16 protein-coding genes and 1 pseudogene are annotated in these 21,195 nt (G+C 68.8%); 8 read left to right on the top strand and 9 right to left on the bottom strand.

Annotated features, from left to right (window positions below):
• Positions 1 to 8 precede the first annotated feature (8 nt).
• Positions 9 to 908 carry a LysR family transcriptional regulator gene (locus ACWGCN_RS28675; protein WP_452459565.1) on the bottom strand — a complete coding sequence of 300 codons (900 nt, stop codon included), beginning with the start codon at positions 906 to 908 and terminating at the stop codon, positions 9 to 11.
• Positions 909 to 979: 71 nt separating this feature from the next.
• Here ACWGCN_RS28675 and ACWGCN_RS28670 point away from each other — a divergent pair, with 71 nt between their 5' ends.
• The 7 genes from ACWGCN_RS28670 (at position 980) to ACWGCN_RS28640 (ending at position 8,717) form a co-directional block, all read left to right on the top strand.
• Positions 980 to 1,906: an EamA family transporter gene (locus tag ACWGCN_RS28670; protein ID WP_452459564.1), complete on the top strand. Its 927-nt coding sequence runs from the start codon at positions 980 to 982 to the stop codon at positions 1,904 to 1,906.
• Positions 1,907 to 2,092: 186 nt separating this feature from the next.
• Positions 2,093 to 3,847, top strand: a complete 1,755-nt coding sequence (locus tag ACWGCN_RS28665) for a hydroxysqualene dehydroxylase (RefSeq protein ID WP_378994372.1) — start codon at positions 2,093 to 2,095, stop codon at positions 3,845 to 3,847.
• Positions 3,848 to 3,909: 62 nt separating this feature from the next.
• Positions 3,910 to 5,145, top strand: a complete 1,236-nt coding sequence (locus ACWGCN_RS28660; protein WP_452459563.1) for a MurT ligase domain-containing protein — start codon at positions 3,910 to 3,912, stop codon at positions 5,143 to 5,145.
• Complete coding sequence (locus tag ACWGCN_RS28655; RefSeq protein ID WP_378660960.1) at positions 5,142 to 5,858, top strand: type 1 glutamine amidotransferase; 717 nt, start codon at positions 5,142 to 5,144, stop codon at positions 5,856 to 5,858. The genes ACWGCN_RS28660 and ACWGCN_RS28655 overlap by 4 nt, the downstream gene beginning before the upstream one ends.
• Positions 5,859 to 6,007: 149 nt before the next feature.
• Complete coding sequence (locus ACWGCN_RS28650; protein WP_387446168.1) at positions 6,008 to 6,874, top strand: ABC transporter permease; 867 nt, start codon at positions 6,008 to 6,010, stop codon at positions 6,872 to 6,874.
• The gene (locus ACWGCN_RS28645) at positions 6,871 to 7,929 is read left to right on the top strand and encodes a taurine ABC transporter substrate-binding protein (RefSeq protein WP_387445932.1); all 1,059 of its coding nucleotides are present in this window, start codon (positions 6,871 to 6,873) and stop codon (positions 7,927 to 7,929) included. The genes ACWGCN_RS28650 and ACWGCN_RS28645 overlap by 4 nt, the downstream gene beginning before the upstream one ends.
• Positions 7,926 to 8,717, top strand: a complete 792-nt coding sequence (locus tag ACWGCN_RS28640; protein ID WP_452459562.1) for an ABC transporter ATP-binding protein — start codon at positions 7,926 to 7,928, stop codon at positions 8,715 to 8,717. Before ACWGCN_RS28645 ends, ACWGCN_RS28640 begins: the two co-directional genes overlap by 4 nt.
• A gap of 1 nt (position 8,718) precedes the next feature.
• Here the strand turns inward: ACWGCN_RS28640 and ACWGCN_RS28635 are convergent, their stop codons facing one another.
• From ACWGCN_RS28635 to ACWGCN_RS28610, 6 genes and pseudogenes are all read right to left on the bottom strand, one after another.
• Positions 8,719 to 9,591 carry a bile acid:sodium symporter family protein gene (locus tag ACWGCN_RS28635; protein ID WP_378994381.1) on the bottom strand — a complete coding sequence of 291 codons (873 nt, stop codon included), beginning with the start codon at positions 9,589 to 9,591 and terminating at the stop codon, positions 8,719 to 8,721.
• Between the two features lie 118 nt (positions 9,592 to 9,709).
• Entirely contained in the window at positions 9,710 to 10,777 is a 1,068-nt protein-coding gene (locus ACWGCN_RS28630; protein WP_378994383.1) for a zinc-binding metallopeptidase family protein, read from the bottom strand.
• A gap of 3 nt (positions 10,778 to 10,780) precedes the next feature.
• On the bottom strand, positions 10,781 to 11,677 hold the full coding sequence (locus ACWGCN_RS28625; protein ID WP_379312832.1) for a transglutaminase family protein: 897 nt from the start codon (positions 11,675 to 11,677) through the stop codon (positions 10,781 to 10,783).
• On the bottom strand, positions 11,674 to 14,802 hold the full coding sequence (locus ACWGCN_RS28620) for a circularly permuted type 2 ATP-grasp protein (protein WP_452459561.1): 3,129 nt from the start codon (positions 14,800 to 14,802) through the stop codon (positions 11,674 to 11,676). The genes ACWGCN_RS28625 and ACWGCN_RS28620 overlap by 4 nt, the downstream gene beginning before the upstream one ends.
• A 217-nt stretch (positions 14,803 to 15,019) precedes the next feature.
• Positions 15,020 to 18,736, bottom strand: coding sequence for a transglutaminase family protein (locus tag ACWGCN_RS28615; protein ID WP_452459567.1), 3,717 nt, complete (start codon positions 18,734 to 18,736; stop codon positions 15,020 to 15,022).
• Positions 18,737 to 18,946: 210 nt separating this feature from the next.
• Positions 18,947 to 19,132: pseudogene (locus tag ACWGCN_RS28610) on the bottom strand (transglutaminase N-terminal domain-containing protein); the annotation flags it as partial.
• A gap of 148 nt (positions 19,133 to 19,280) precedes the next feature.
• Here ACWGCN_RS28610 and ACWGCN_RS28605 point away from each other — a divergent pair.
• Positions 19,281 to 19,922 carry a hypothetical protein gene (locus ACWGCN_RS28605; RefSeq protein ID WP_378638622.1) on the top strand — a complete coding sequence of 214 codons (642 nt, stop codon included), beginning with the start codon at positions 19,281 to 19,283 and terminating at the stop codon, positions 19,920 to 19,922.
• A gap of 47 nt (positions 19,923 to 19,969) precedes the next feature.
• Here ACWGCN_RS28605 and recR read toward each other — a convergent pair whose 3' ends face one another.
• Positions 19,970 to 20,578, bottom strand: coding sequence for a recombination mediator RecR (gene recR, locus ACWGCN_RS28600; RefSeq protein WP_056822003.1), 609 nt, complete (start codon positions 20,576 to 20,578; stop codon positions 19,970 to 19,972).
• On the bottom strand, positions 20,578 to 20,895 hold the full coding sequence (locus tag ACWGCN_RS28595) for a YbaB/EbfC family nucleoid-associated protein (RefSeq protein ID WP_228536936.1): 318 nt from the start codon (positions 20,893 to 20,895) through the stop codon (positions 20,578 to 20,580). Before ACWGCN_RS28595 ends, recR begins: the two co-directional genes overlap by 1 nt.
• Positions 20,896 to 21,195: the final 300 nt, after the last annotated feature.

Here is a 21,195-nt window from a genome sequence, read left to right as displayed (position 1 = left end):
TAGCACCGTCAGCGCGCGATCACCTCGCGCGCCGCGGCCTCGAACGCGTCGAGCACCGTCGCGATGGCGGGGCTGCGGTGCGCCTGCGGGCGGGTGATGATCTCGTAGACCCTGGCCGCGCGGACCCCGGCCAGCGGTAGCACCGACAAGTCGGGGTGGGCTACGGCGTAACGCGGCATCAGCGCGACGCCGTAGCCGGAGACCACGAGCGTTTCGATCACCCGGAACTCGTTGAGCCGCTGCGCGATCCGTGGCCGTACCCCGGTGACCGTGGCGATGGACTCGAGCACGTCGTCGACCGGGAACCCGCCGCGCACGCTCACCCAGGTCTCCTCGGCGAGTTCTTCCGGGCGCACCGACGAACGCCCGGCCAGCGGATGATCCGGTGCGACAACGACATCGATCGGCTCACGCATCAGCACCCGCGCCGACAATCTCGGCCCGGCCAGCGACGGCGCGCGTTCGTCGCGATGGGTGAGCACGATGTCGTAGTCGGCCAGCAGTTTCGACGCCTCACTCGGCGGGAGGTCCTCGTCGCCCGCGACCAGTTCGACCCCGCTGGTGGCCAGCGTGGCGAGCACGAGCGGCAACAGCAGTGCCGCACCGGACGGGAACGACGCCACCCGCACCTGACCCCGCGGTGAGCCCCGGTAGTGGGCCATCTCGGCGGTGGCCCGGTCCATCGCGGCGAGCACGTCGTCGGCCCGGAGCACCAGCGCCTGCCCCGCGTCGGTGAGCCGCACCCGGCGTCCGTCCGGTTCGAGCAGCGCGACCCCGGCCTCTCTGCCGAGCACCTTCAACTGCTGCGAGACCGCCGATGGAGTCATCGACAGCACCTCGGCGACGGCGGCGACCGTGCCGCGGTCGGCCAGCTCGCGCAGAATGCGCAGTCGCTCGATCGAGAACATGAAGTAAAACTACGTTATCCCTCCACATTTATTCGATTGTGCTGATCTTTAGCGGCCCGCACGATAAGGGCGTGACCTCCCGTGATCGCCTGCTCGGACTGACCGTCGTTGTGCTCTGGGGCCTGAACTTCCTGGCCATCCGCATCGGCCTCGACCACTTCCCGCCCTTTTTCTTCGTCGCGCTGCGCTTCGCCGTCATCGCGATCCCCGTGCTGATCTTCATTCCACGTCCGGCCGTGCGCACCCGCTGGCTGCTGCTCTACGGCACCGGCTTCGGCATTCTGCAGTTCGCGTTCCTGTTCACGGCGATGCGCACCGGCATGCCGACCGGCCTCGCCTCGCTGGTACTGCAGTCCTCGGCGCCGTTCACGGTGATGCTGGGCGCGGTGCTGTTGCGCGAGCGCTTGCGGCCGGTGCAGGTCGCCGGACTCGCGGTGGCCGTGTTCGGCATGGTCATCATCGGCGCCGACCGCATGGCCAACGCCACCCTGCTGCCGGTCCTGCTGACGTTGGCGGGCGGCCTGGGCTGGGCGTTCGGCAATATCGGCGCCCGCCAGGCCGGTGCCGACTCCCCCGGCTACAACCCCCTGCACCTGACGCTGTGGATGTCGGTGGTTCCCGTCGTGCCGATGCTGGCGCTGTCGATGGCTGTCGAGGGGCCTGGCACCGGTTTCCGCGCGGTCGGCGCCGCGTTCTCCGCCGACGGCCTGCCCGCACTCGGCGCCGTCGCCTACATCGCCGTCCTCGCGACCGTGTGCGGTTCGGGCCTGTGGACCTATCTGATGAGCCGCTATCCGGCGGGCACCGTGGCGCCGTTGTCGCTGCTCGTGCCGGTCGTCGGCATCGCGGCGGCGTGGGTGGTCCTCGACGAACAGCCGTCGGTGGCCGCGCTGATCGGCGGGGCGATCGTGATCGCGGGCGCCTTCGCGGCAACCACCGGCCTGGGCCTCCCGAAGGCGCCATCGCCCGCCCCCACCCCCGAATTGGCCCGAGCCTGAACCCGAATTCAGCCCACGACCGCTCGAGCTCTGGCTAGCATGTGACCGGTCGCCCGATGTGTTTCCGTGCGACCGGTCGGTTTTGAGCTCGCGAACGACGCACAGGTCGATACAGCCAGGTCTTCGCCGCGCTCTAGAGTGGTAGCAAATCCCAGGCAATACTCGAGCAAGGCAGCTGAACAGCGTATGGCGGAACAGCGGTGGCCCGTTTCGCGAAGGAACCTTCTTCGTGGCACGGTCGCAGCGGGGGTGATAGCGGCGGGGGCCGTGGCGGGAGCGCCGGGATTCGCCGCGCCGCCGGGGCGCCGGGTAGCGGTTCTGGGCGGCGGTGTCGCCGGGCTCACGGCCGCGCACGAACTGGCCGAGCGCGGGTTCGAGGTCACCGTGTACGAGGCACGCGCGCTGGGCGGCAAGGCCCGCAGCGTGGGGGTGCCGGGTACCGGCCGCGACGGCAGACCCGATCTGCCCGGCGAGCACGGGTTCCGTTTCTTCCCCGGCTTCTATCAGAACCTGCCCGACACGATGCGCCGCATTCCGCATCCGGGCAATCCCGACGGCGTGTGGAACAACCTCATCGCCGTGCCGGAGGCCCGGTTCTCCCGCCGTGACAGCGACGACATCACCCTTGCCCTGCCCGACAGCTTCACCGCCGCGCAGGCGACGCCGGACTCGATCCGCGAAACCCTGGCCGGCACCATCGCCACAACCGCCAAGATGTCGGCGGCGGAAGGCCTGTTCTTCGCCAATCGGCTGATGGTGTTCAACACCAGCTGCGATGCCCGCCGTTTCGGCCAGTGGGAGCACACCTCCTGGTACGACTTCGTGCACGGGCACGAACGTTCGCACGAGTTCCGCGCGGTCGTGTCCCGGTCGCTGACATCGATCATGGTCGCCGCCAAGGAGAACCTGGCCAGCACTCGCACCATCGGCAGCATGGGCGAACAGTTCCTCGGCAACCCGCTCGGCCTCGGCAACGACGGCGGCCTCGACCGCGTGCTCAACAACACGACCAACGCCGCCTGGATCGATCCGTGGGTGCGGCACCTGCGTGAGCTGGGCGTGCGTTTCGAACTCGGCGCACGGGTCAGCGAACTCGAGGTGCGCGACCGGCGGATCCGGGCGGCCCGGATCACCGACGCCACGGGCGCGCGCACCGTCGACGCCGACTATTTCGTGGTGGCGCTGCCGGTGGAACACGCGAGAAAACTGTGGTCGTCGCAGGTACTCGCCGTGGCGCCCGAACTCGCCGCGACGGAGCGGCTCTTCGTCGATTGGATGAACGGAATACAGATCTATTTCCGTGCGCCCCTGCATATTTCGCGCGGACACACGGCCTATGTCGATTCGCCGTGGTCACTCACCTCGATCAGCCAGAATCAGCTGTGGACCGATAAACTGCCGTCCTTCGGCGACGGCACGGTGGCCGATTGCCTTTCGATCGATATCTCCGACTGGAATTCGCCGGGAATGCTGTACGGCAAACCCGCCACCGCGTGCACCCACGAGGAGATCTTCCGCGAAGTCTGGGCACAGTTGAGCAGCCATCTCAACGATCGTGAACAATTGCTCCGGCCCGCCGATGTGCATTCCTGGTTTCTCGATCCGGGAATCACCTGGCAGGGCAGTCACAACGCGAATGCCGACCCGTTGCTCATCAATACCGCCGGCTCGTGGGATGCCCGCCCCGAGGCGCACGGGTCGATCGAGAATCTCTTCCTCGCCGGTGACTATGTGCGCACCGATGTGGACCTGGCGACCATGGAGGGCGCCAACGAGTCGGCCCGTGCGGCGGTGAACGCACTGCTCGACGTGGCGGGCTCGCCGGCGCCGCGCTGCCGTGGTTTCCGGCTGCGCCGCACCCCCGAACTCGAGCCGCTGCGCATCATCGACGCCGACCGCTACGCCAAGGGCATGCCCAACCTTTTCGACGAGCCGACCTGACCCGGACAAGCTCACACCGCTCCCGCACGCGCGCCCGGACGGCGCGCACATAGACTCGCGGCGTGGCAGACATCTCGGTGCGTGGGCGCTTGGCCTTGCGAGCAGCGGCGGCAGCGTCGTGGGCTTCGCAGAAGGCGGGTCGCGGCAAGGGTTCGATGATCGGCGGCCTGATCGCGTTGAAGATCGATCCGTCGATCATGACGCAGCTCGGGCGCGGTCGGCGAACGGTGCTGATCACCGGCACGAACGGTAAGTCGACCACCACCCGGATGACGACCGCCGCGCTCGGGACGCTCGGCGACGTCGCCACCCAGGCCGACGGCGCCAATATGGACGCGGGCATCGTGGCCGCGCTCAGCCTGCACCCGGGTGTGGCGCTGGCCGCGATCGAGGTCGACGAGCTGCACCTGCCGCACGTGAGCGACGCGCTGGATCCGGCCGCCGTGGTACTGCTCAACCTCAGCCGCGACCAGCTCGACCGGGTCGGCGAGATCAACATGATCGAACGCAAGCTGCGTGCCGGGCTCCTGCGTCATCCCGACGCGGTCGTCATCGCCAACTGTGACGACGTGCTGGTGGCCTCCATCGCCTACGACCACCCGAATGTGGTGTGGGTGTCGGCGGGCAGCGGCTGGGCCGTCGACGCGACGAGTTGTCCGCGCAGCGGCGAGCCGATCGTCTGGGAGGGCGAGAACTGGCGCTCGACCGGTGCCGATTTCCATCGCCCGCAGCCGGTGTGGTGGCTCGAGGGCGAAGACCTGTGCGGCCCTGACGGTTTCCGCGCTCCGCTGCATCTGGCGCTGCCGGGTCGCGCGAATCGCGGCAATGCCGCGCAGGCGGTGGCCGCGGCGGTCGCGATGGGCGCCGAGCCCGCGAAGTCGACCGATGCCACCGGCACTGTGCGCGAGATCGCGGGCCGCTACCGCACCGTCACCGTCGGCGACCACGACGCGCGGTTGCTGCTGGCCAAGAACCCCGCGGGCTGGCAGGAAGCGCTGTCGATGATCGACCCGGCCTCGGCCGGTCTGGTGATCGCGGTGAACGGTCAGGTGCCCGACGGCGAGGACCTGTCGTGGCTGTGGGACGTGCGGTTCGAGCACTTCGAGGGCGTGCAGGTGGTCGCCTCGGGCGAGCGCGCCACCGATCTCGCCGTGCGCCTCACCTACGCGGGTGTCGAGCACACGCTCGTCCCGGATCCCGTGCGCGCCATCGCCTCCTGTCCCCCCGGACATGTCGAGGTGCTGGCCAACTACACCGCGTTCCGCGATCTCAACCGTGACCTGGAGGCCCGCAAGTGAGCGAGTCAACCCTTCGTATCGGCCTCGTGCTGCCCGACGTGATGGGCACCTACGGCGACGGCGGCAATGCCCTGGTCCTGCGCCAGCGCCTGCGGATGCGGGGCTACGACGCCGAGATCATCGACATCACCCTCGCCGATCCCGTCCCGGATTCCTTCGACATCTACACCCTCGGCGGCGCCGAGGACTCCGCGCAGCGCCTGGCCACCCGCCACCTGCAGAAGTACCCCGGCCTCCAGCAGGCCGCCGCCAAGGGCGCACCGGTGCTCGCCATCTGCGCCGCCATCCAGGTGCTCGGCAACTGGTACGAGACCTCGGCGGGCGAAAAGGTCGACGGCGTCAGCCTTTTCGACGTCACCACCTCGCCGCAGAAGGTGCGCGCCATCGGTGAGGTCACCACCACGCCGCTGGTTCCCGGCCTGAAAGCGCCTCTCACCGGCTTCGAGAACCACCGGGGCGGCACGACTCTCGGCTCCGATGCCACCCCGCTGGCCCGCGTGACCCGAGGTGTCGGCAACGGCGTGGGCGACGGCACCGAGGGCGTGGTCCAGGGCTCGGTCTTCGGCACCTACCTGCACGGCCCCGCGCTCGCCCGCAACCCCGAGCTGGCCGATCTCCTCATCGCCAAGGCCCTCGGTATCCCCGCCACCGACCTGGCTCCCCTCGACCTTCCCGAGGTCGATCGCCTCCGCAAGGAACGCCTGCGCGCCTGACCCGACAGCGGATCGACGCCGCCGCGCGGACTTCCGCTCATCGCGACTTTTAACCTCCCGTAACCGCTACCTGCGCCGATAGCGTCTCCCTTCGCAGTGCTGGACGAATCCGCCCGGCACCGGAGGTGAGGAGTGCCGAGGTGACCGCAGTGGTGTCGACCGTGGACGCCGACGAAGCGGCCGGTGCGAAACCGAGCACTGCGAAGGCACCTCGGCGGGGTGGTTCGGTGCTGGCCGCGGTGGTGGCGCTCGGCGTCGTGCTGGCCGGCTGGACGGTGGTGACGGCGGCCGGATTGGTCGACCCGCTGTATCTGCCGTCGCCGAAGGCGGTGTGGGATGCCTTCGTGCGCGCCAATTCCACGCATCGGATCGCCGACGGCGTGGATCGGTTCGTGGTCGGCGAGCAGAACTACTACCTGTGGGAACACCTGCTGGCCAGCCTCCAGCGGATCGCGATCGGGGTGGGTGCGGCGATCGTGGTCGGGCCGCTGGTCGGGTTCGTGATGGGGATGGTCGCGCCGGTGCGGTGGGTCACCGAGCCGATCCTGAACTTTCTGCGCGCCCTGCCGCCGCTGGGTTACATCGGTCTGCTCATCGTGTGGTTCGGCATCGGCGACACCGCCAAGATCTGGCTGCTGTTCCTCGCCGCCTTCCCGCCGATCGTCATCGCGACGCTCGACGGCGTACTGGGCGTCAAACAGGACTACCTCAACGCGGCGCGCTCACTGGGCGCCGGTCGCGCACAGGTTATTTCCCTCGTCGTACTCCCCGCCACCCTGCCCAACGTGATCAGCGGTATCCGCATCGCGACGGCTTTCGCCTGGACCACGGTCGTGGCCGCCGAACTCAACAACGGCATCCCCGGCATCGGCGGACTCGCGTATATCGCGGGCACGCAACTGAATACGCCGCTCACCATCGCCTGCATCATCGTGATCGGCGTGGCGGCGATGCTGCTGGACGCGGTGATCGTGTTCATCGGCGCCCGAGCTGTTCCCTGGAAAGGCAAAGTATGAAAACCGCACTGCGCAGGGTCGTCGCGACCTCGGCCGCACTCTCCGCCGTTGTCGCTGTCACCGCGGGCTGCGTGGAATCGGGGCGCGAGGACACCGGCGCGGCCGCGAGCTGCCCGTTCGCCGCCGATCCGAGCGTTACCAGCACCGTTCGCCTCGGCTTCCAAGCCATCCCCAACGGCGATCTGGTGGTGAAGGACCGCAACCTGCTGCAGGCGTGCCTGCCGAACGCGAAGATCACCTGGAGCCAGTTCTCCTCCGGCGCCGACGTGGTGCAAGCCTTCGGCGCGGGCGGACTCGACATCGGCACGCTCGGTTCGAGCCCGGCGACCAAGGCCCTGTCGGCGCCGCTGAACCTGCCCGTGCAGGTGGTGTGGATCCACGACGTGATCGGCACCTCGGAATCGCTTGTCGTGCGGGACAAGTCGATCACCAGCTTGGCCGGGCTGGCGGGCAGGAAGGTCGCCACGCCCTTCGGCTCCACCTCCCACTACAGCTTGCTCGCCGCGCTGGACAAGGCCGGTCTCACCGGCAAGGTGGAGCTGATCAACCTCGCTCCCGACGCGATTCCCGGTGCGTGGCAAGGCAATCAGATCGATGCCGCCTGGGTCTGGGACCCGACGCTGTCCAAGCTCACCGCGGCGGGCGGTACGGTGCTCACCAGTAGTGCCGAGACCGCGGCGGGCGGTGCGCCGACCTTCGACGTCGCGATCGCCGACAAGAAATTCCTCGCCGACAATGCCGCGTTCGCGAAGACCTGGGCCAAGGTGCAGGACTACGCCGTCGGTCAGCTGAAGAACCAGCAGGCCGAGGCCGCGGTGTCGATCGGCGCGCAGCTCGGTATCGCCCCCGACAAGGTCGTTCCGCAGCTGGCGGGCTACCAGTACCTGCCCGCCGCCGAGCAGGCAGGCGCGAAGTACCTGGGTGGCGGCTTCGGCGCGGACCTCGCCGGTACCGCGCGATTCCTGTTGAGCCAGGGCGGCATCGCCGCGGTCGGCACCGATCAGCAGTACCGCGACGGCATCTCCGCCACTGCCGCGGCGGGCGCGGGCTCGTGACCGCGGGGCCGGTGGCCGCCGATGCCGAGCGGGTGACGTTGACCGGGGTGAGCAAGAGCTACCCCGGTCCCGACGGCGACGTCGTGGTGCTCGCGCCGACCGACCTCACCATCGAACCCGGCGAATTCGTCTGCGTCATCGGCCCTTCCGGCTGCGGCAAGTCCACCCTGCTCAACATCCTCGCCGGATTCCTCCCACCGACCTCGGGTGCGGTGCGGGTCGGCGATCGAGTGGTCGACGGACCCGATCCCGACCGCGGCGTGGTCTTCCAGCAGGCCAACCTCTACCCCTGGCTCTCGGTCCGCGGCAATGTCGAGTTCGGTCCGAAAGTCCGTGGGGTGTCGAAGCAGACGCGGCGGGCCGACGCGCAGCGGCTGCTGGAGCTGGTCGGACTCGACCAGCTCGGCGACCGCAAGCCCTACGAGCTCTCCGGCGGCCAGCAGCAGCGCGCGCAGATCGCCCGTGTGCTGATCAACGATCCCGGCATCGTGCTCATGGACGAGCCCTTCGGCGCCCTCGACGCGTTGACCAGGGAACGACTCCAGCGCGAACTGCTCACCCTGTGGCGCGATCGCCGCAAGACGGTGCTGTTCGTCACCCACGGCATCGAGGAAGCCATCCTCCTCGGCACCCGAATCCTGGTGATGGGCACCGCGCCCGGCCGGATCGTGCACGATGTCACGCCCACCTTCGAGGCGGGCGCCGACTTCGCCACGATCCGTGCCGACCCCGAGTTCAGCGCCCTCCGAGACGAATTGGCTCGCCACATCTACGCGGCGCACGCCTGATCTAGACGGCGACGCTCACCTGCCGGCGGGTGATGAGCCAGCCGACGAGCGCGGCGAGCGGGAACATCAGCACGCCGTAGACCGCTGCGGGAACGGCCAGCTCGGTGCTGTCGAGCACGCTGATCGCGATGGTGATGGCGATGGTGCTGTTGTGGATACCGACCTCGAACGAGCAGGCGATGGCCTGGCGGTCGGCGACGCCGAGCAGGCGCGGCAGGTAGTAGCCGACCGACAGGCTGATCAGGCAGAACACGACGGTGATGGCGCCGACGTCGGCGAGCGAGTCGGTCAGGGTCTCCCGCTCGCTGACGATGGTGCCGACGATCACCAGCAGCAAGGTGATCGCCGACCCGATGCGGACCGGCTTGTCCATCCGGTCCGCGAACTCCGCCGACCAACGGCGCACCAGCATGCCGAGGCCGACCGGAACCAGCACGATGGCGAACACCTGGATCACCTTGCTCAGCTGCAAACCGACGGAACCGTCCTCGCCGCTCGGCTCGAAGTAGCCGATGGCGAAGTTGGTCACCAGCGGCACAGTGACGACCGCGATGATCGAATTGACCGCGGTCAGCGACACATTCAGCGCCACGTCACCACGGAAGAGGTGGCTGAACAGGTTCGCTGTCGTCCCGCCGGGCGAGGCGGCGAGCAGCATCATGCCGACCGCCAGAATCGGCGTCAGGTCGAACAGCAGCACCAGGCCGAACGCGACCACCGGTAGCACCAGCAATTGGCAGACCAGCGCGATGGCGACGATGCGCGGCGTCTTCGCGATGCGGGCGAAGTCGGCGCCGGTGAGCGAGAGCCCGAGGCCGAACATGATCACCGCCAGCGCCAACGGCAGACCGACTGATACCAGTGGAGAGTTCATAGCCACACACTTCTCGTCGAGCAGTCCGGGTCGAGGTACCGACCGGATTGAGACGCTCCGGTCTCAATCTCGCAGCGTAGCCAGCTGTGACGTTCGTCGCAGCGAAATCGACAAGGTATTACCCCGTCGAGACGACAGCCTCCGGAGCGGCGGCATGACTGCCGGTGCACAGATCGTGGACGAAGCGCATCTTCTCCAGCACCCGCTCCGGCAACACGAAGGGGTACAGGTCGTCGCGGCCCATCGAGCGGTTGACCATGTTCAGCGACCAGGTCAGCGGCAGCCAGAGCTCGATGATCTTGTCGAACCCGGCGCGGCCGATCTGTGGGCGGTCCAGCGTCGCGCCCGCCGGGGCGAGTCCGAAAGCGGCCGCCGTGTCGAGGGTGTCGCGGATGTGCAGGTAGTGGGCGAAGGTCTCGGCCCAGTCCTCGGCGGCGTGCATCGTGGCGTAGGAGGAGACGTGGTCGCGTTTCCAGCCGCTGGGCGCACCCTGGGAATAGTGGCGGTCCAGCGCCGCCTGGTAGTCGGCGAAGGGATCGCCGAACAGGTCGCGAAAGCGTTGCAGGGCAGCGTCGTCGGCGACGAGCACAGAGAAGTAGTAGTGCCCGGTCTCGTGCCGGAAGTGGCCGAGCAACGTCCGGTACGGCTCGGCCATCTCGATGCGCAACTGCTCGCGGTGCGGGTCGTCGGCCTCGGCCAGGTCGAGGGTGACCACGCCGTCCATATGGCCGGTGAGCACGCCGTCGGTCCGGCTGGACAGCAGATCGAAGGCCAGCCCGTGTTCGGGATCCTCGTCGCGGCCGACGATCGGCAGCCCGAGCTCGACCAGCTCGAAGATCAATCGCCGTTTGGCCGTCTCGGCCTCGGCGAACGCGGCGAGGCCGTCGGTGTCGGTGTCGTTGGGCCTGGTCCTGGTGAGCTTGCACGACACGCACAGGCCGGGACCGGACGCGTCACCATCGACCAGCCAATTGCACTGCGCCACATGCAGGTTGTCGCACAGGCGGAAGCGATCACTGTCGACGACGCCGGCCACGTGGTCGATCGCCTCGTCGCTCGGCGGGTCACCGATCACCACCAGCGCCCGTTCCCCCAGGCTGAAACCCAGTGCGCTGCGGCACGACAGGCAGACAGAGTTCTCGAAAGCCAGCTGCTGGCCACAGTTCGGACAGACGAAATCACGCACGGACTACACCTCCACCGGGGCCACATCGACCGATACCTTGATTGTGGACTGCTTCGCGTCGGTGTAGATGATGCCACGCAGCGGCGGAACGTCCTGGTAATCCCGCCCCCACGCCACGGTCACGTACCGCTCGTCGGCGAACTGGTCGTTGGTGGGGTCGAAGGCGATCCAGCGGCCGGTGCGATCGGTGTCGTCGGCGCCGGGCAACCAGACCGCGGCCCACGCGTGCGTGGCGTCGACGCCGACCATGCGTTCCTTGCCCGGCGGCGGGTCGGTGGCGAGATAGCCGGAGACGTAGCGTGCGGCCAGGCCCTGCGCGCGCAGGCACGCCGCGCCGATTCGGGCGAAGTCCTGGCACACGCCTTCGCGGGCGGCGAACACGTCGGCCACGCTGGTGCTCACCGTCGTGGACCCGGAACGGTACTGGAAGTCGTGGTGGATGCGCGTGTTCAGCTCAGTTACGGCTTCGAGCAGCGGCCTGCCCGGCGGGAAACTCTCCACGGCGTACGCGACGACGTCGGGGGTGATCTCGGGCGGGAGCAGATCGAGGGTGAACTCGACGGCCAGCGGGCCGGTGGCAGACGTAGGACGCGCCGACTCCCAAGGCATGTCGGCACCCGGCAGCGCCGCCGGGTCTTCGCCGTCGACATCGATGAGGGACTCGCCGGTGACCTCGAGGTTGCGATGCTCGGAGGTCACGTGGAAATACGTCGTGGTGTTGCCGTAGACGTCGGTGCCCACCGAGCGGTCCGAGGGCACCGGGTCGATGTAGATCTCGTGCTCGAGCAGGCGCTGACCCGGATATTCGCGCGGGGTGAGATACGCGCGACCGTAGGAGCTGGTCACCTCGTCGGAGTAGCTGTAGGTGGTGCGGTGCACCACCATGTATCGCCGGGTCATCCGACCATCCTGGTATTGCCCCAGAGCGGCTGAATACCCAGCGGGACGGTGAGTTTGGTGGCCTCGAACGATTCGGCCAGCTTGCGCAGTCGCAAGTGCACCCCCTCCAGCAGTTCCACCAGTTCGGTGCGCACGCCGTCGTCGTCGGTGTGTTCCAGGTCGGCCGGGTCGACGCGGCGCAGCATGCGCTGGGCGTCGGCGAGCAGGCGCTGCGAACGCGAGGCGCCGGAACCACCGGGCAGCGCCTGGAAGTCGGCCTCGAGACGGTCGAGCTGATAGATCAGCGACCGCGGGTTGCCCGGGTCGAACAGCAGCAGTCCCGCGAGCGCGGCCACGTGCGCCGAACCACGATGGCGGCGACGGTAACTCACCGCCGACTCGGTGGCGGTGAGCACGGCCTCCGCGACCACCCCTTGCACTTCGGCCGAACTCCGTCGCCCCAGTGCGGCATTGATCAGCGACGTCACTGCCAGCCCGCGCTCGATCCGTTTACCGATATCCATGACGTACCAGCCGGTGTCGCGCACCAGCGACTCCGCGCCGATCCCCGACAGCGACAGCAGTGCCGCCAGCGCCAGCGAATGCACCGACGACAACGCCGTCTCCTGCTCGGTACTGGCACTGCGGAATTCGGCCAGTGCGCGGTCGACGGCGCCGATGATCATCCAGGTGTCACCGGACAATTGATCGCGCACCGCTCGCGCGGCGGATCCGTAGTGATCCACCGCGTACGACAGCGACCCGGCCAGCTCACGATCACCGGTCAACGAGGCCAGGTACCCGAACCCCTCAGCCGAAGCTCCGGCCACCGCCCGCCGCGCGGCCACGCCGTCCTGACCACTGGAATCCATGGCTCGGTGGGTGAACTGGCCCTGCGCCTGTCGCGACCGAGCGAGCACCGGCTCGGGCTCGGGGGCCGGCACCGGCTCCGAACCACGCTCGGGCGTGACACCGGTGGTGCGCAGCGCGCGGGCCAGCGCACTGGTGCCCGCCCGCTCCCACGGCGCCTCTGCCTCGGAATCGGGTTCGGGCTCGTCCGCTGTGGGCTGATCCCGACCAGCGGACCGGCTCTGCCCCGCCGACTGTGATGCCTTCGGTTCAGCAGGCGCGTCGTGCTCCACCGCCTCCGTTCCTGCATCTTCGCTGACCGAGGACCGCGATGACCGCGTCGCCAACGGGTCAGGCGCTTCGGCGCCTACCGAATCACGGTGCCCAGCATCGGGGTTCGGATCTTCGGTTGCGCCATCGCCGGATCGCACGGCCACCAGCTGACCGATTCCATTGGGCAGCACCGACTGTGGAGCGACGGTGCCCGTGGTGATCGACAGGGCACGCATGAGGATCGGCAAGGCTTCGGCGCCATCGAGCCACGGTCGGTAGCGATAGTCCTGATAGACGTCATGGGTGGCGGCGAGCAGGCGGACCACCGACTCGGCGCGTTCGCTGTAGCGGCCCATCCAGAACAGGTCGTTGAGCACGCGCGGCGAGCTGATCGCCTCGACGACCGGCACCGCCCTGCGCAACCGCTCCTCGTGCGGCGCTTCGGAACTCGCCGCGGGCACGGCGGCCGGAGCCGCGCGGACCCACACGTCCTTCGCGGCCACCTTGATCACGCTGCGGGTCGGTTCGAGCCGCATGCGCTGCTGACCGAGGCCACCCGACATCGCCGTATAGCTGCCCCGTCTGGCCAGCGAGAACAACCGCATGCCCACCGGTGCCGGCGCCAGCCCCGCCGGGCCGTCGACCGCGGGCGCGACCGAGAACTCGGCGGGTTCCTGCCCCACCCACTTCCATCGCTCGACCTCGATCCGGGCGGCGAGATCGGCGCGCTCGGCCACCGACAGGCTCGGTCCGAAGATCGTCGAGCCGTCGACAGCGGAGCGGATCACCAGGTCACCGACGTGCGACACCAAGTGCGCGCGCTCGGTGTCGTCGCCACCCCAGTAGGTGGGGGTCGCATCGAGCAGCAGATCCTCGCCGAGCACCGAGCGGGCGATGCGCGGCAGGAACGGGCTCAGCGCGGGCGATTCCAGCAACCCGCTACCGAGGGTGTTCACCACCGTCACCGCACCGCGACGCAGCACCTCGACCAACCCGACCACGCCGAGCCGCGAATCGGGGCGCAGATCCAGCGGGTCGGAGAACTCGGCGTCCACCCGCCGCAACACCACGTCGACCCGTTCCAAGCTGCCGAGCGAGCGCATCCACAGCGCACCGTCGCGCACCACCAGATCGGAACTCTCCACCAGCGGGAACCCGAGCATCTGCGCGAGATAAGCCTGGTCGAAGGCGGTTTCGGAATGCGAACCCGGGCTGAGTACGACGACGACCGGCTCTTCCCCATCGGCCAGTTCGGGCGCCGCCTCCTCGAGCATCAACCGCATGGCCCGCGCGAACGGGCTGAGTGGACGCGGTCCCGCGTGCTCGAAAGCCTCGGGAATGGCCGAAGCCACCACACGACGGTCGGCCAGCGCGTACCCGGCGCCCGAGGGTGCCTGCGCCCAGTCGGCGAGAACCCGGAACTGCCCGTCGCTCCACCGGCTGATGTCGCAGGCGTGCAGAAAGAGCTGGTGGGTGCCGGGGATCGTGATGCCGTGCGCGGCCCGCACATACCCGGTATTGCCGAACACCACCTCCGGCGGCAACAGGCCCGAACTCAGCAGCCTGCGCGGGCCGTAGACATCGGTGAGCACCTCATCGAGTACCAGCGAGCGCTGCACGAGACCGGTTTCGAGGCGGGTCCAGTCCTCGGCGGACACCAGCAGCGGAATCGGGTCCAGCCGCCACGGTTGCGGTATCGCGGTGTCGTCGTCGCCGCCCAGGCCGACCTCGGTGTAGGTGACACCGTCGTCCTCGATCTGCCTGCGCACCCGGTGATCGATCCGGTCGATCCCGCCGATCCCCTGGTCGATGAAGTCGGCCGACAGCTCCGACCACATCGACCGCACCCGCCCACGCCCGTCGACCAACTCGTCGTAATAGCCCCTGGTCGGCCTGCCGCACTCGTCGAAGCGCGCCCCCGCCGAACTGTCAGCCCGATACCGCGCGAACTGCTCGGCAACCTGAGCGCGAACGCCCGATCCCGGCCGATTCCCGCCCCGTTGCGCTTCATCGCGCTGAGCCACCGAGCCTCCTGTGTTTATTTGCGGCTGGCGCCGCGGGGTTTTGCGGCCCCGATTGTCCCGATTCTTCCCTCCTCCGGTCAGTCGCTGCGCTCCCTCCCTCCGTCAGTCCAGAATCGGGACGGCCGCAAAACCCAAAGCCGGTGACTTCCATCGACTGGTGACCAGATCGGTGTGCTGGTCGCCCCGGCGTTCTGTGGCGCGCCGGGCCTCCCCTTTCCTACTGGCCCCAGACTGTTCGCGCGCGGCGTAGGTCCAGGATGCCTGGTGCTCCCACATCGGTCGACTGTGCCGCGATCTTCGCACGGAGTTCGGCGGGATCGATCGGGTTCACCGTATGACCGGCGGCCTCGAAACGGCGGTTACGGCGCGATTGGGCGGCGACGGCGTTGACGGGTGCGTCGTCGTAGGCGCGGCCGCCGGGGTGCACGACGTGGTAGGTGCAGCCGCCACGGGAGATGCCCGTCGCGACGTCTATCAGGTCGAACACCAGGGGGGCGTCGACGGTGATCGAGGGGTGCAGGGAGTTCGGCGGCTGCCACGCGCGGTAGCGCACGCCCGCCACCTGCACGTCGGATTTGTCGGTGGCCAGCAGCGGTACCGGCATGCCGTTGCAGGTGAGGACGTAGCGGCCACGGTCGGCGCCGACCAGCCGCACCTGCAACCGTTCCACCGAGGAGTCCACGTAGCGAGCGGTGCCCTGGCCGGTGGTCTGTTCACCGAGGGTGAGCCAGGGTTCGATCGCCCCGCGCAGTTCCAGCTCCGCCTCACCGATCATGGCGGTGCCGATACGGGGGAAGCGGAATTCGGTGAAGGGGTCGAGCCAGGCCGTGTCGAAGTCGACGCCCGCCGCGCGCAGGTCGGCGGCCACTTCGGCGATGTCGTTCATCAGGAAGTGCGGCAGCAGATAGCGGCCGTGCAGGTTGGACCCGTGGCGGATCAGCGGTGCGCGCAGCGGCTTGTCCCAGAACATCGCGACCAGGCCGCGCACCAGCAGCGATTGCACCATCGCCATCTGGAAATGCGGCGGCATCTCGAAGCCGCGCAGTTCGAGCAACCCGAGTCGGCCGCGCGCGGAGTCGGGGCTGTACAGCTTGTCGATGCAGAACTCGGCACGGTGGGTGTTGCCGGTGAGATCGGTGAGCAGATGGCGCAGTGCGCGATCGATATGCCAAGGGGCCGACTGGATCTCGGACGGCGTCGGCCCGTGGGCTTGCTCGGCGGTGAGCCTGGCGACCTCGGCGAAGGCGATCTCGAGTTCGTAGAGCGCGCCTTCGCGACCCTCGTCCGCGCGGGGTGCCTGCGAGGTCGGGCCGACGAAACGACCCGCGAACAGGTACGACAGCGCGGGATGACGCTGCCAGTAGGTGAGCATGGAGACCAGCAGGTCGGGGCGGCGCAGCATCGGCGAACGCGCCGGGGTGACCCCGCCGAGGGTGATGTGGTTGCCGCCGCCGGTGCCGCCGTGCGTGCCGTCCACGTCGAACGACTCGGTGCTCAGCCGGGCGAACCTGGCCTGCTCGTAGAGGGTGTTCAGCACCTCGGCCTGCTCGGCGAACGAGCTGGTGGGCATGATGTTCACCTCGATCACGCCCGGGTCGGGCGTCACCGAAAACGTCTGTAGCCGTGCATCACTCGGCGGGGCGTAGCCCTCCAGCACCACCGGCTGCCCGATCGCCACCGCGGCTGCCTCGACCTTGGCGATCAGATCGAGGAAGTCGTCGAGCTCGGCGACCGGCGGCAGGAACACGTGCAGCCGCCCCTGTCTGACCTCGGCGACCAGCGCGGTCGTCGGGGTGAAATCGGCGGGCTCCACCGCTGCGGGCGGCTCGGCCCGTTCCGCGCGCAGCGGTTTCTGATAGAGCGGGTCGCTGTCGGGCAGGATCGGCGGCGCGTGCCAGGACACCGACCCGATCGGAAGGCGAAGTCCGGCAGGCGAATCACCATCGGCCAACACGATCCGGCCGCGGCCGCCCTCGGCACGCCCGCGACGCAGTTGCCAGTCGGCACTGGCCCAGCCCGCGCCGTCGGCCCGTCGATGAATCGGCAGCACATACGCCGACGGCTGATCGACCGACTCCTCCAGGCTCTCGAGCAGTACCCGCCGCACCTCGGGCGAGTCCTCGGCCGGGTCGATATCGGCGGGCGGCGGATCGCCGTACGGCGCACTCACGGTCGCGGCCAACCGCGCCAGTGGATCCTCGAACGCGGGCCGCACCTGCCCATCGGGCAACCCCAGGGTGCCCGCGATCTCAGCGATCAGCGCCTTGGCCGCGCCGATATCGGCAGCGGGCGCCCGGTCGGGGATCACCCCGGCGGCCGAGTTGATCGGCTGCGAACGGGCGAGCTGGATGGGCGGGTAGGCCGACTGCGGCGCACTCGCCTTGCCCTTCTTCCCACGAAGTTTGCTCTTCCGCAGCACTTTTCGCAGTGGGTCCTCGGCCTTCTCGGCAGCCTTGACCGACTCCGCGGCTTCCTTCGTCGGCTCCTCGACCTTCGTCGGCTCCTCGGCCCTCTTCGGCTCCTCGGCCCTCTTCGCGGGGCGAACGGAACCGCCGGCTTCAGCGCTGGCCTGCTGACTCTCCGCGGCCCGGCGGTGCTCGGCGGCGACGAACTCGACGGGCTCGTCGATCAGCGCCGGTCCGTCGTCGAACTCCACCACCTCCAAGTCCGCGGCCTCGAGAGCAGGTTCCGCGGCTTCCGCGAGATCGGCCTCGTCGACCACGTCGATACCGACCGGCTCGCTGTCGCGCCGGACATCGTCATCGTCGGCGAGCCCCAGCGCGACGACGGCGGCGGCGAGTTCGTCACCGCCGACCCGACGGCGCGCGTCGAAGACCGCGACCATGTCGACCGGGCCAACGGGGGGTAGCTGCGCATCGAGCACCGACACCGCGTCGACCGGCCCCGGCACGTCATCGGCCGCGTTCACGCCGGACTCGTCCGCCAGGCCCAGCGCGACAACAGCGGTCGCGACCTCGGCACCGGCCGGGGCGTAGCCGTTCGAGTGCCCGCCGGTCTCGGCGACCGGCTTCACCGGCGTGTGCTGCGAAATCGGTGTCCACGGGTCGGTGAGCAGGTCCTGGCGCTGCCAAACCGGCTCGCCATCGGGCCGCCACGCGATCGCGATCTCCCAGCGGGGCAACGGTTCTCCGGGATACCACTTGCCCTGGCGATATTGCACGATGCCGGTCGGCGCGTAGATCGCGCGGAGCCTGTCGGCCAGGTCGACGGCGCGCTCACGTTTGTGTCTGCCGTCGGCGTCGGTGGTCCACTGGGCGCTCATCTGGTCGTCGATGGAGACGAAGGTGGGCTCGCCGCCCATGGTGAGGCCCACATCGGCCGCGGCCATCCGCGCGTCGATCGCGGCACCGGAGGCGACGATGCGGTCCCACTGGGAATCGGTATAGGGCAGCGTGACTCGCGGATCCTCGTGGATACGCCGAACCACATTGCTGAAGTCGAGGGTGGCCTCGGTGATCCCTGTCGCCCCGGTGATCGGGGCGGCGGCGCCGGGATGCGGGGTGGCCGCGAGTGGGATGTGGCCCTCGCCCGCGAACAGTCCGGAGGTGGGATCCATGCCGACCCAGCCCGCGCCGGGCAGATACACCTCGGTCCAGGCGTGCAGGTCGGTGAAGTCGGCGGTCGGGCCCGACGGGCCGTCCAGCGAGGGCACGTCGGAGGTGAGCTGGACCAGGTAGCCGGAGACGAAGCGGGCGGCCAGCCCCAGCTCACGCAGCACGCCGACCAGCAGCCAGGCCGAGTCGCGGCAGGACCCGAGCGCGGTGCGCAAGGTGTGATCGGGTGTCTGCACACCCGCCTCCATGCGCACGGTGTAGTCGACCGAATTGCGCAGCGCGTAGTTGAGTTCCACGAGGTAGTCGATGGCACGGGTCCGGCCCTGCGGCCGGTGTACCCGCGCCCACTCCCGCAACAACTCGCCGGGGCCGCTGCCCGGCTCCGCCTCGTCGACGCGCCGCAGATAGGGCGCGAGATCCTCGGCGAGTGCGGTGTCGTACTCGAACGGGAAGAACTCCGCGTAATCCTCGATGAAGAAGTCGAACGGGTTGACCACCTCGAGGTCGGCGATCAACCCCACGGTGATCGACAACTCCTTGGTCGGATTCGGAAACACCAGGCGCGCAACGAAATTGCCGAACGCGTCCTGCTGCCAGTTGACGAAGTGCTCGGCCGGCGACACCTCGAGCGAATACGCCTCGATCGGCGTCCGCGAGTGCGGCGCGGGGCGCAACCGCACTTCATGCGGATGCACCTCGACGAGACGATCGAAGGAGTATGCCGTGCGGTGTTCGAGTGACACCTTGATGCCCATCCACCAAGTGGACCACACACCCCCGACACCGCGCGGGTCGACGAAACCTGAGTTTCCCGACCGGCCCCCCTTTCGAAACACGCTGGTAATAGCGCGGGGCAGGGACCACATCGATTACCGCCGACTCCGCTCCCCGTAGGCTGGCCGGGTGAGCTACGACCACATCCTCCTGCCGTCCGGCGTCGCCAGCTCTGTCGACGAGATCGACGCGTACCTGGCCGCCCAGGAAGGCGTGACCGAGTCCGCATCGATCGCCGAGATCGCGGCCGAACTGAACGCGCGCAACGCCGAACTGCCGGTGGACGACTCGTTCCTCAGCGTCGAATCCGTCGGCGGTCCCAGCGGCGACACGCTCTACATCCCCTCGCCGTACGACGCCATCGGCTTCGTCCGCAATCTGCTCTTCGACCTCGCCACCCCGCGCGGCTACGCCGTCTACGATCCGCAGCTGACCTGGCTCATCGACCCGGCAGGCCACATCCCGATCAACGTCACGCACGGCGGCGCGGGCGAATTCCCCTATCTCACCGAGGAATTGGCCCACCACTGGGTGGCCGGGCTCGCCGCGCCCAACCCGTATCTCATCGTCGAGCAGGGCGAACAGCGCTACATCCAGACCTATCGCGACCCGAACGGGCCCTACACCCTCGAATATCGCGACGGCGGCCCCGACCGGCATTTCGGCACGACCCTCGACGACCCGGCGCAGGTCGCCCGCATCATCTGGGAGTGGGCCAACGGCAAGCCCGCCACCACCGACGGCGTCGCCTGGACCCGCGTCGAGCTCTGATCCCGGTACGGACGTGACCGGCGGCGACCAGCGCGCCGCGATCCGTCCTACAGCGTCCGCCTGCCGGACAGTGCCCGCCCGAGGGTCAGTTCGTCGGCGAATTCCAGGTCGCCGCCCATCGGCAGCCCGGAGGCCAACCGGGTGACGGTGAGCCCGGGGAAATCGCGCAGCATCCGCACGAGATAGGTGGCCGTCGCCTCGCCCTCGGTATTCGGGTCGGTCGCGATGATCACCTCGCTCACATCGATGCCGTCCTCCTGATTGCCGATGCGGGTGAGCAGTTCCCTGATCCGCAGCTGATCCGGCCCGACGCCGCTGAGCGGATCGAGCGCACCACCGAGCACGTGGTAGCGACCACGGAACTCGCGGGTGCGCTCGATCGCCTGCACATCCTTGGGTTCCTCGACCACACAGATCATCGTGCGGTCGCGGCGTGGGTCGGCACAGATCCGGCACAGCTCACCATCGGCGACGGTGCCGCACGACACACAGAACTGGACGCCGTCGCGCACCTTCTGCAAAGCGGCTTGCAGCCTGTCGATATCCGGCGGCTCCACCTGCAGCAGATGAAAAGCGATGCGCTGTGCGCTCTTCGGACCGACGCCGGGCAGTTTGCCCAGCTCGTCGATCAGATCCTGAACCGGCCCCTCATACATCAGAAGTCGGGCAGACCGGGCATCGAGCCGCCGCCGAGACCCTGCGACAGCGGGCCGAGGCGCTCGGCCGCGAGCTGCTGCGCATTGGCCATCGCGTCGTTGATCGCACCGATCACCAGGTCCTGCAGTCCGTCGACATCCTCCGGATCGACCACCTTCGGGTCGATCGTCAGTGCGATCACCTCGCCGCTGACCTTGATCGTGGCCTGCACCAGACCGCCGCCGGCCTGACCCGCCACCTCGGTCTCGGCGAGCTCGGCCTGCGCCTGCATCACTGCCTGCTGCATCTGCTGAGCCTGGGCGAGCAGTGCCTGCATATCGAACTGACCATCACCGGGTTGCACAACACTCCTGTGTTTTTTGGCGGCTGGCGCCGCGGGGTTTTCGGCCCTGGGGGCCTCGCACCCGAGGGACGATACTGCGCCTTCGGCGTTTCCGTCTCGCCCCTCGGGTGCGAGGCGGCCGAAAACCGTGGGGTACGTCGGGTGCGGGGCATGGCCGCGTGCGGTTGCCAGTTTAGTCGTGGGAAACGGTCACTGAAACGATGGTTCCGCAGACGATTCACGCATACGATCAGCCTAGGTAGGGCAATGATTCAGCAATCTCTAGGAGATCCG

It is taken from the genome of Nocardia sp. NPDC055050 (assembly GCF_053608345.1).
Note: the sequence above shows the minus strand (reverse complement) of the source record. Positions and strands in the feature narration are given on the sequence as shown.

Bases quoted from the DNA above. Each gene is read 5' to 3' on its own strand.
- ACWGCN_RS28675 (WP_452459565.1), bottom strand. From the start codon at position 908: ATGTTCTCGATCGAGCGACTGCGCATTCTGCGCGAGCTGGCCGACCGC.
- ACWGCN_RS28665 (WP_378994372.1), top strand. From the start codon at position 2,093: ATGGCGGAACAGCGGTGGCCCGTTTCGCGAAGGAACCTTCTTCGTGGC.
- ACWGCN_RS28645 (WP_387445932.1), top strand. From the start codon at position 6,871: ATGAAAACCGCACTGCGCAGGGTCGTCGCGACCTCGGCCGCACTCTCC.
- ACWGCN_RS28635 (WP_378994381.1), bottom strand. From the start codon at position 9,591: ATGAACTCTCCACTGGTATCAGTCGGTCTGCCGTTGGCGCTGGCGGTG.
- ACWGCN_RS28625 (WP_379312832.1), bottom strand. From the start codon at position 11,677: ATGACCCGGCGATACATGGTGGTGCACCGCACCACCTACAGCTACTCC.
- recR (WP_056822003.1), bottom strand. From the start codon at position 20,578: ATGTATGAGGGGCCGGTTCAGGATCTGATCGACGAGCTGGGCAAACTG.
- ACWGCN_RS28595 (WP_228536936.1), bottom strand. From the start codon at position 20,895: ATGCAGGCACTGCTCGCCCAGGCTCAGCAGATGCAGCAGGCAGTGATG.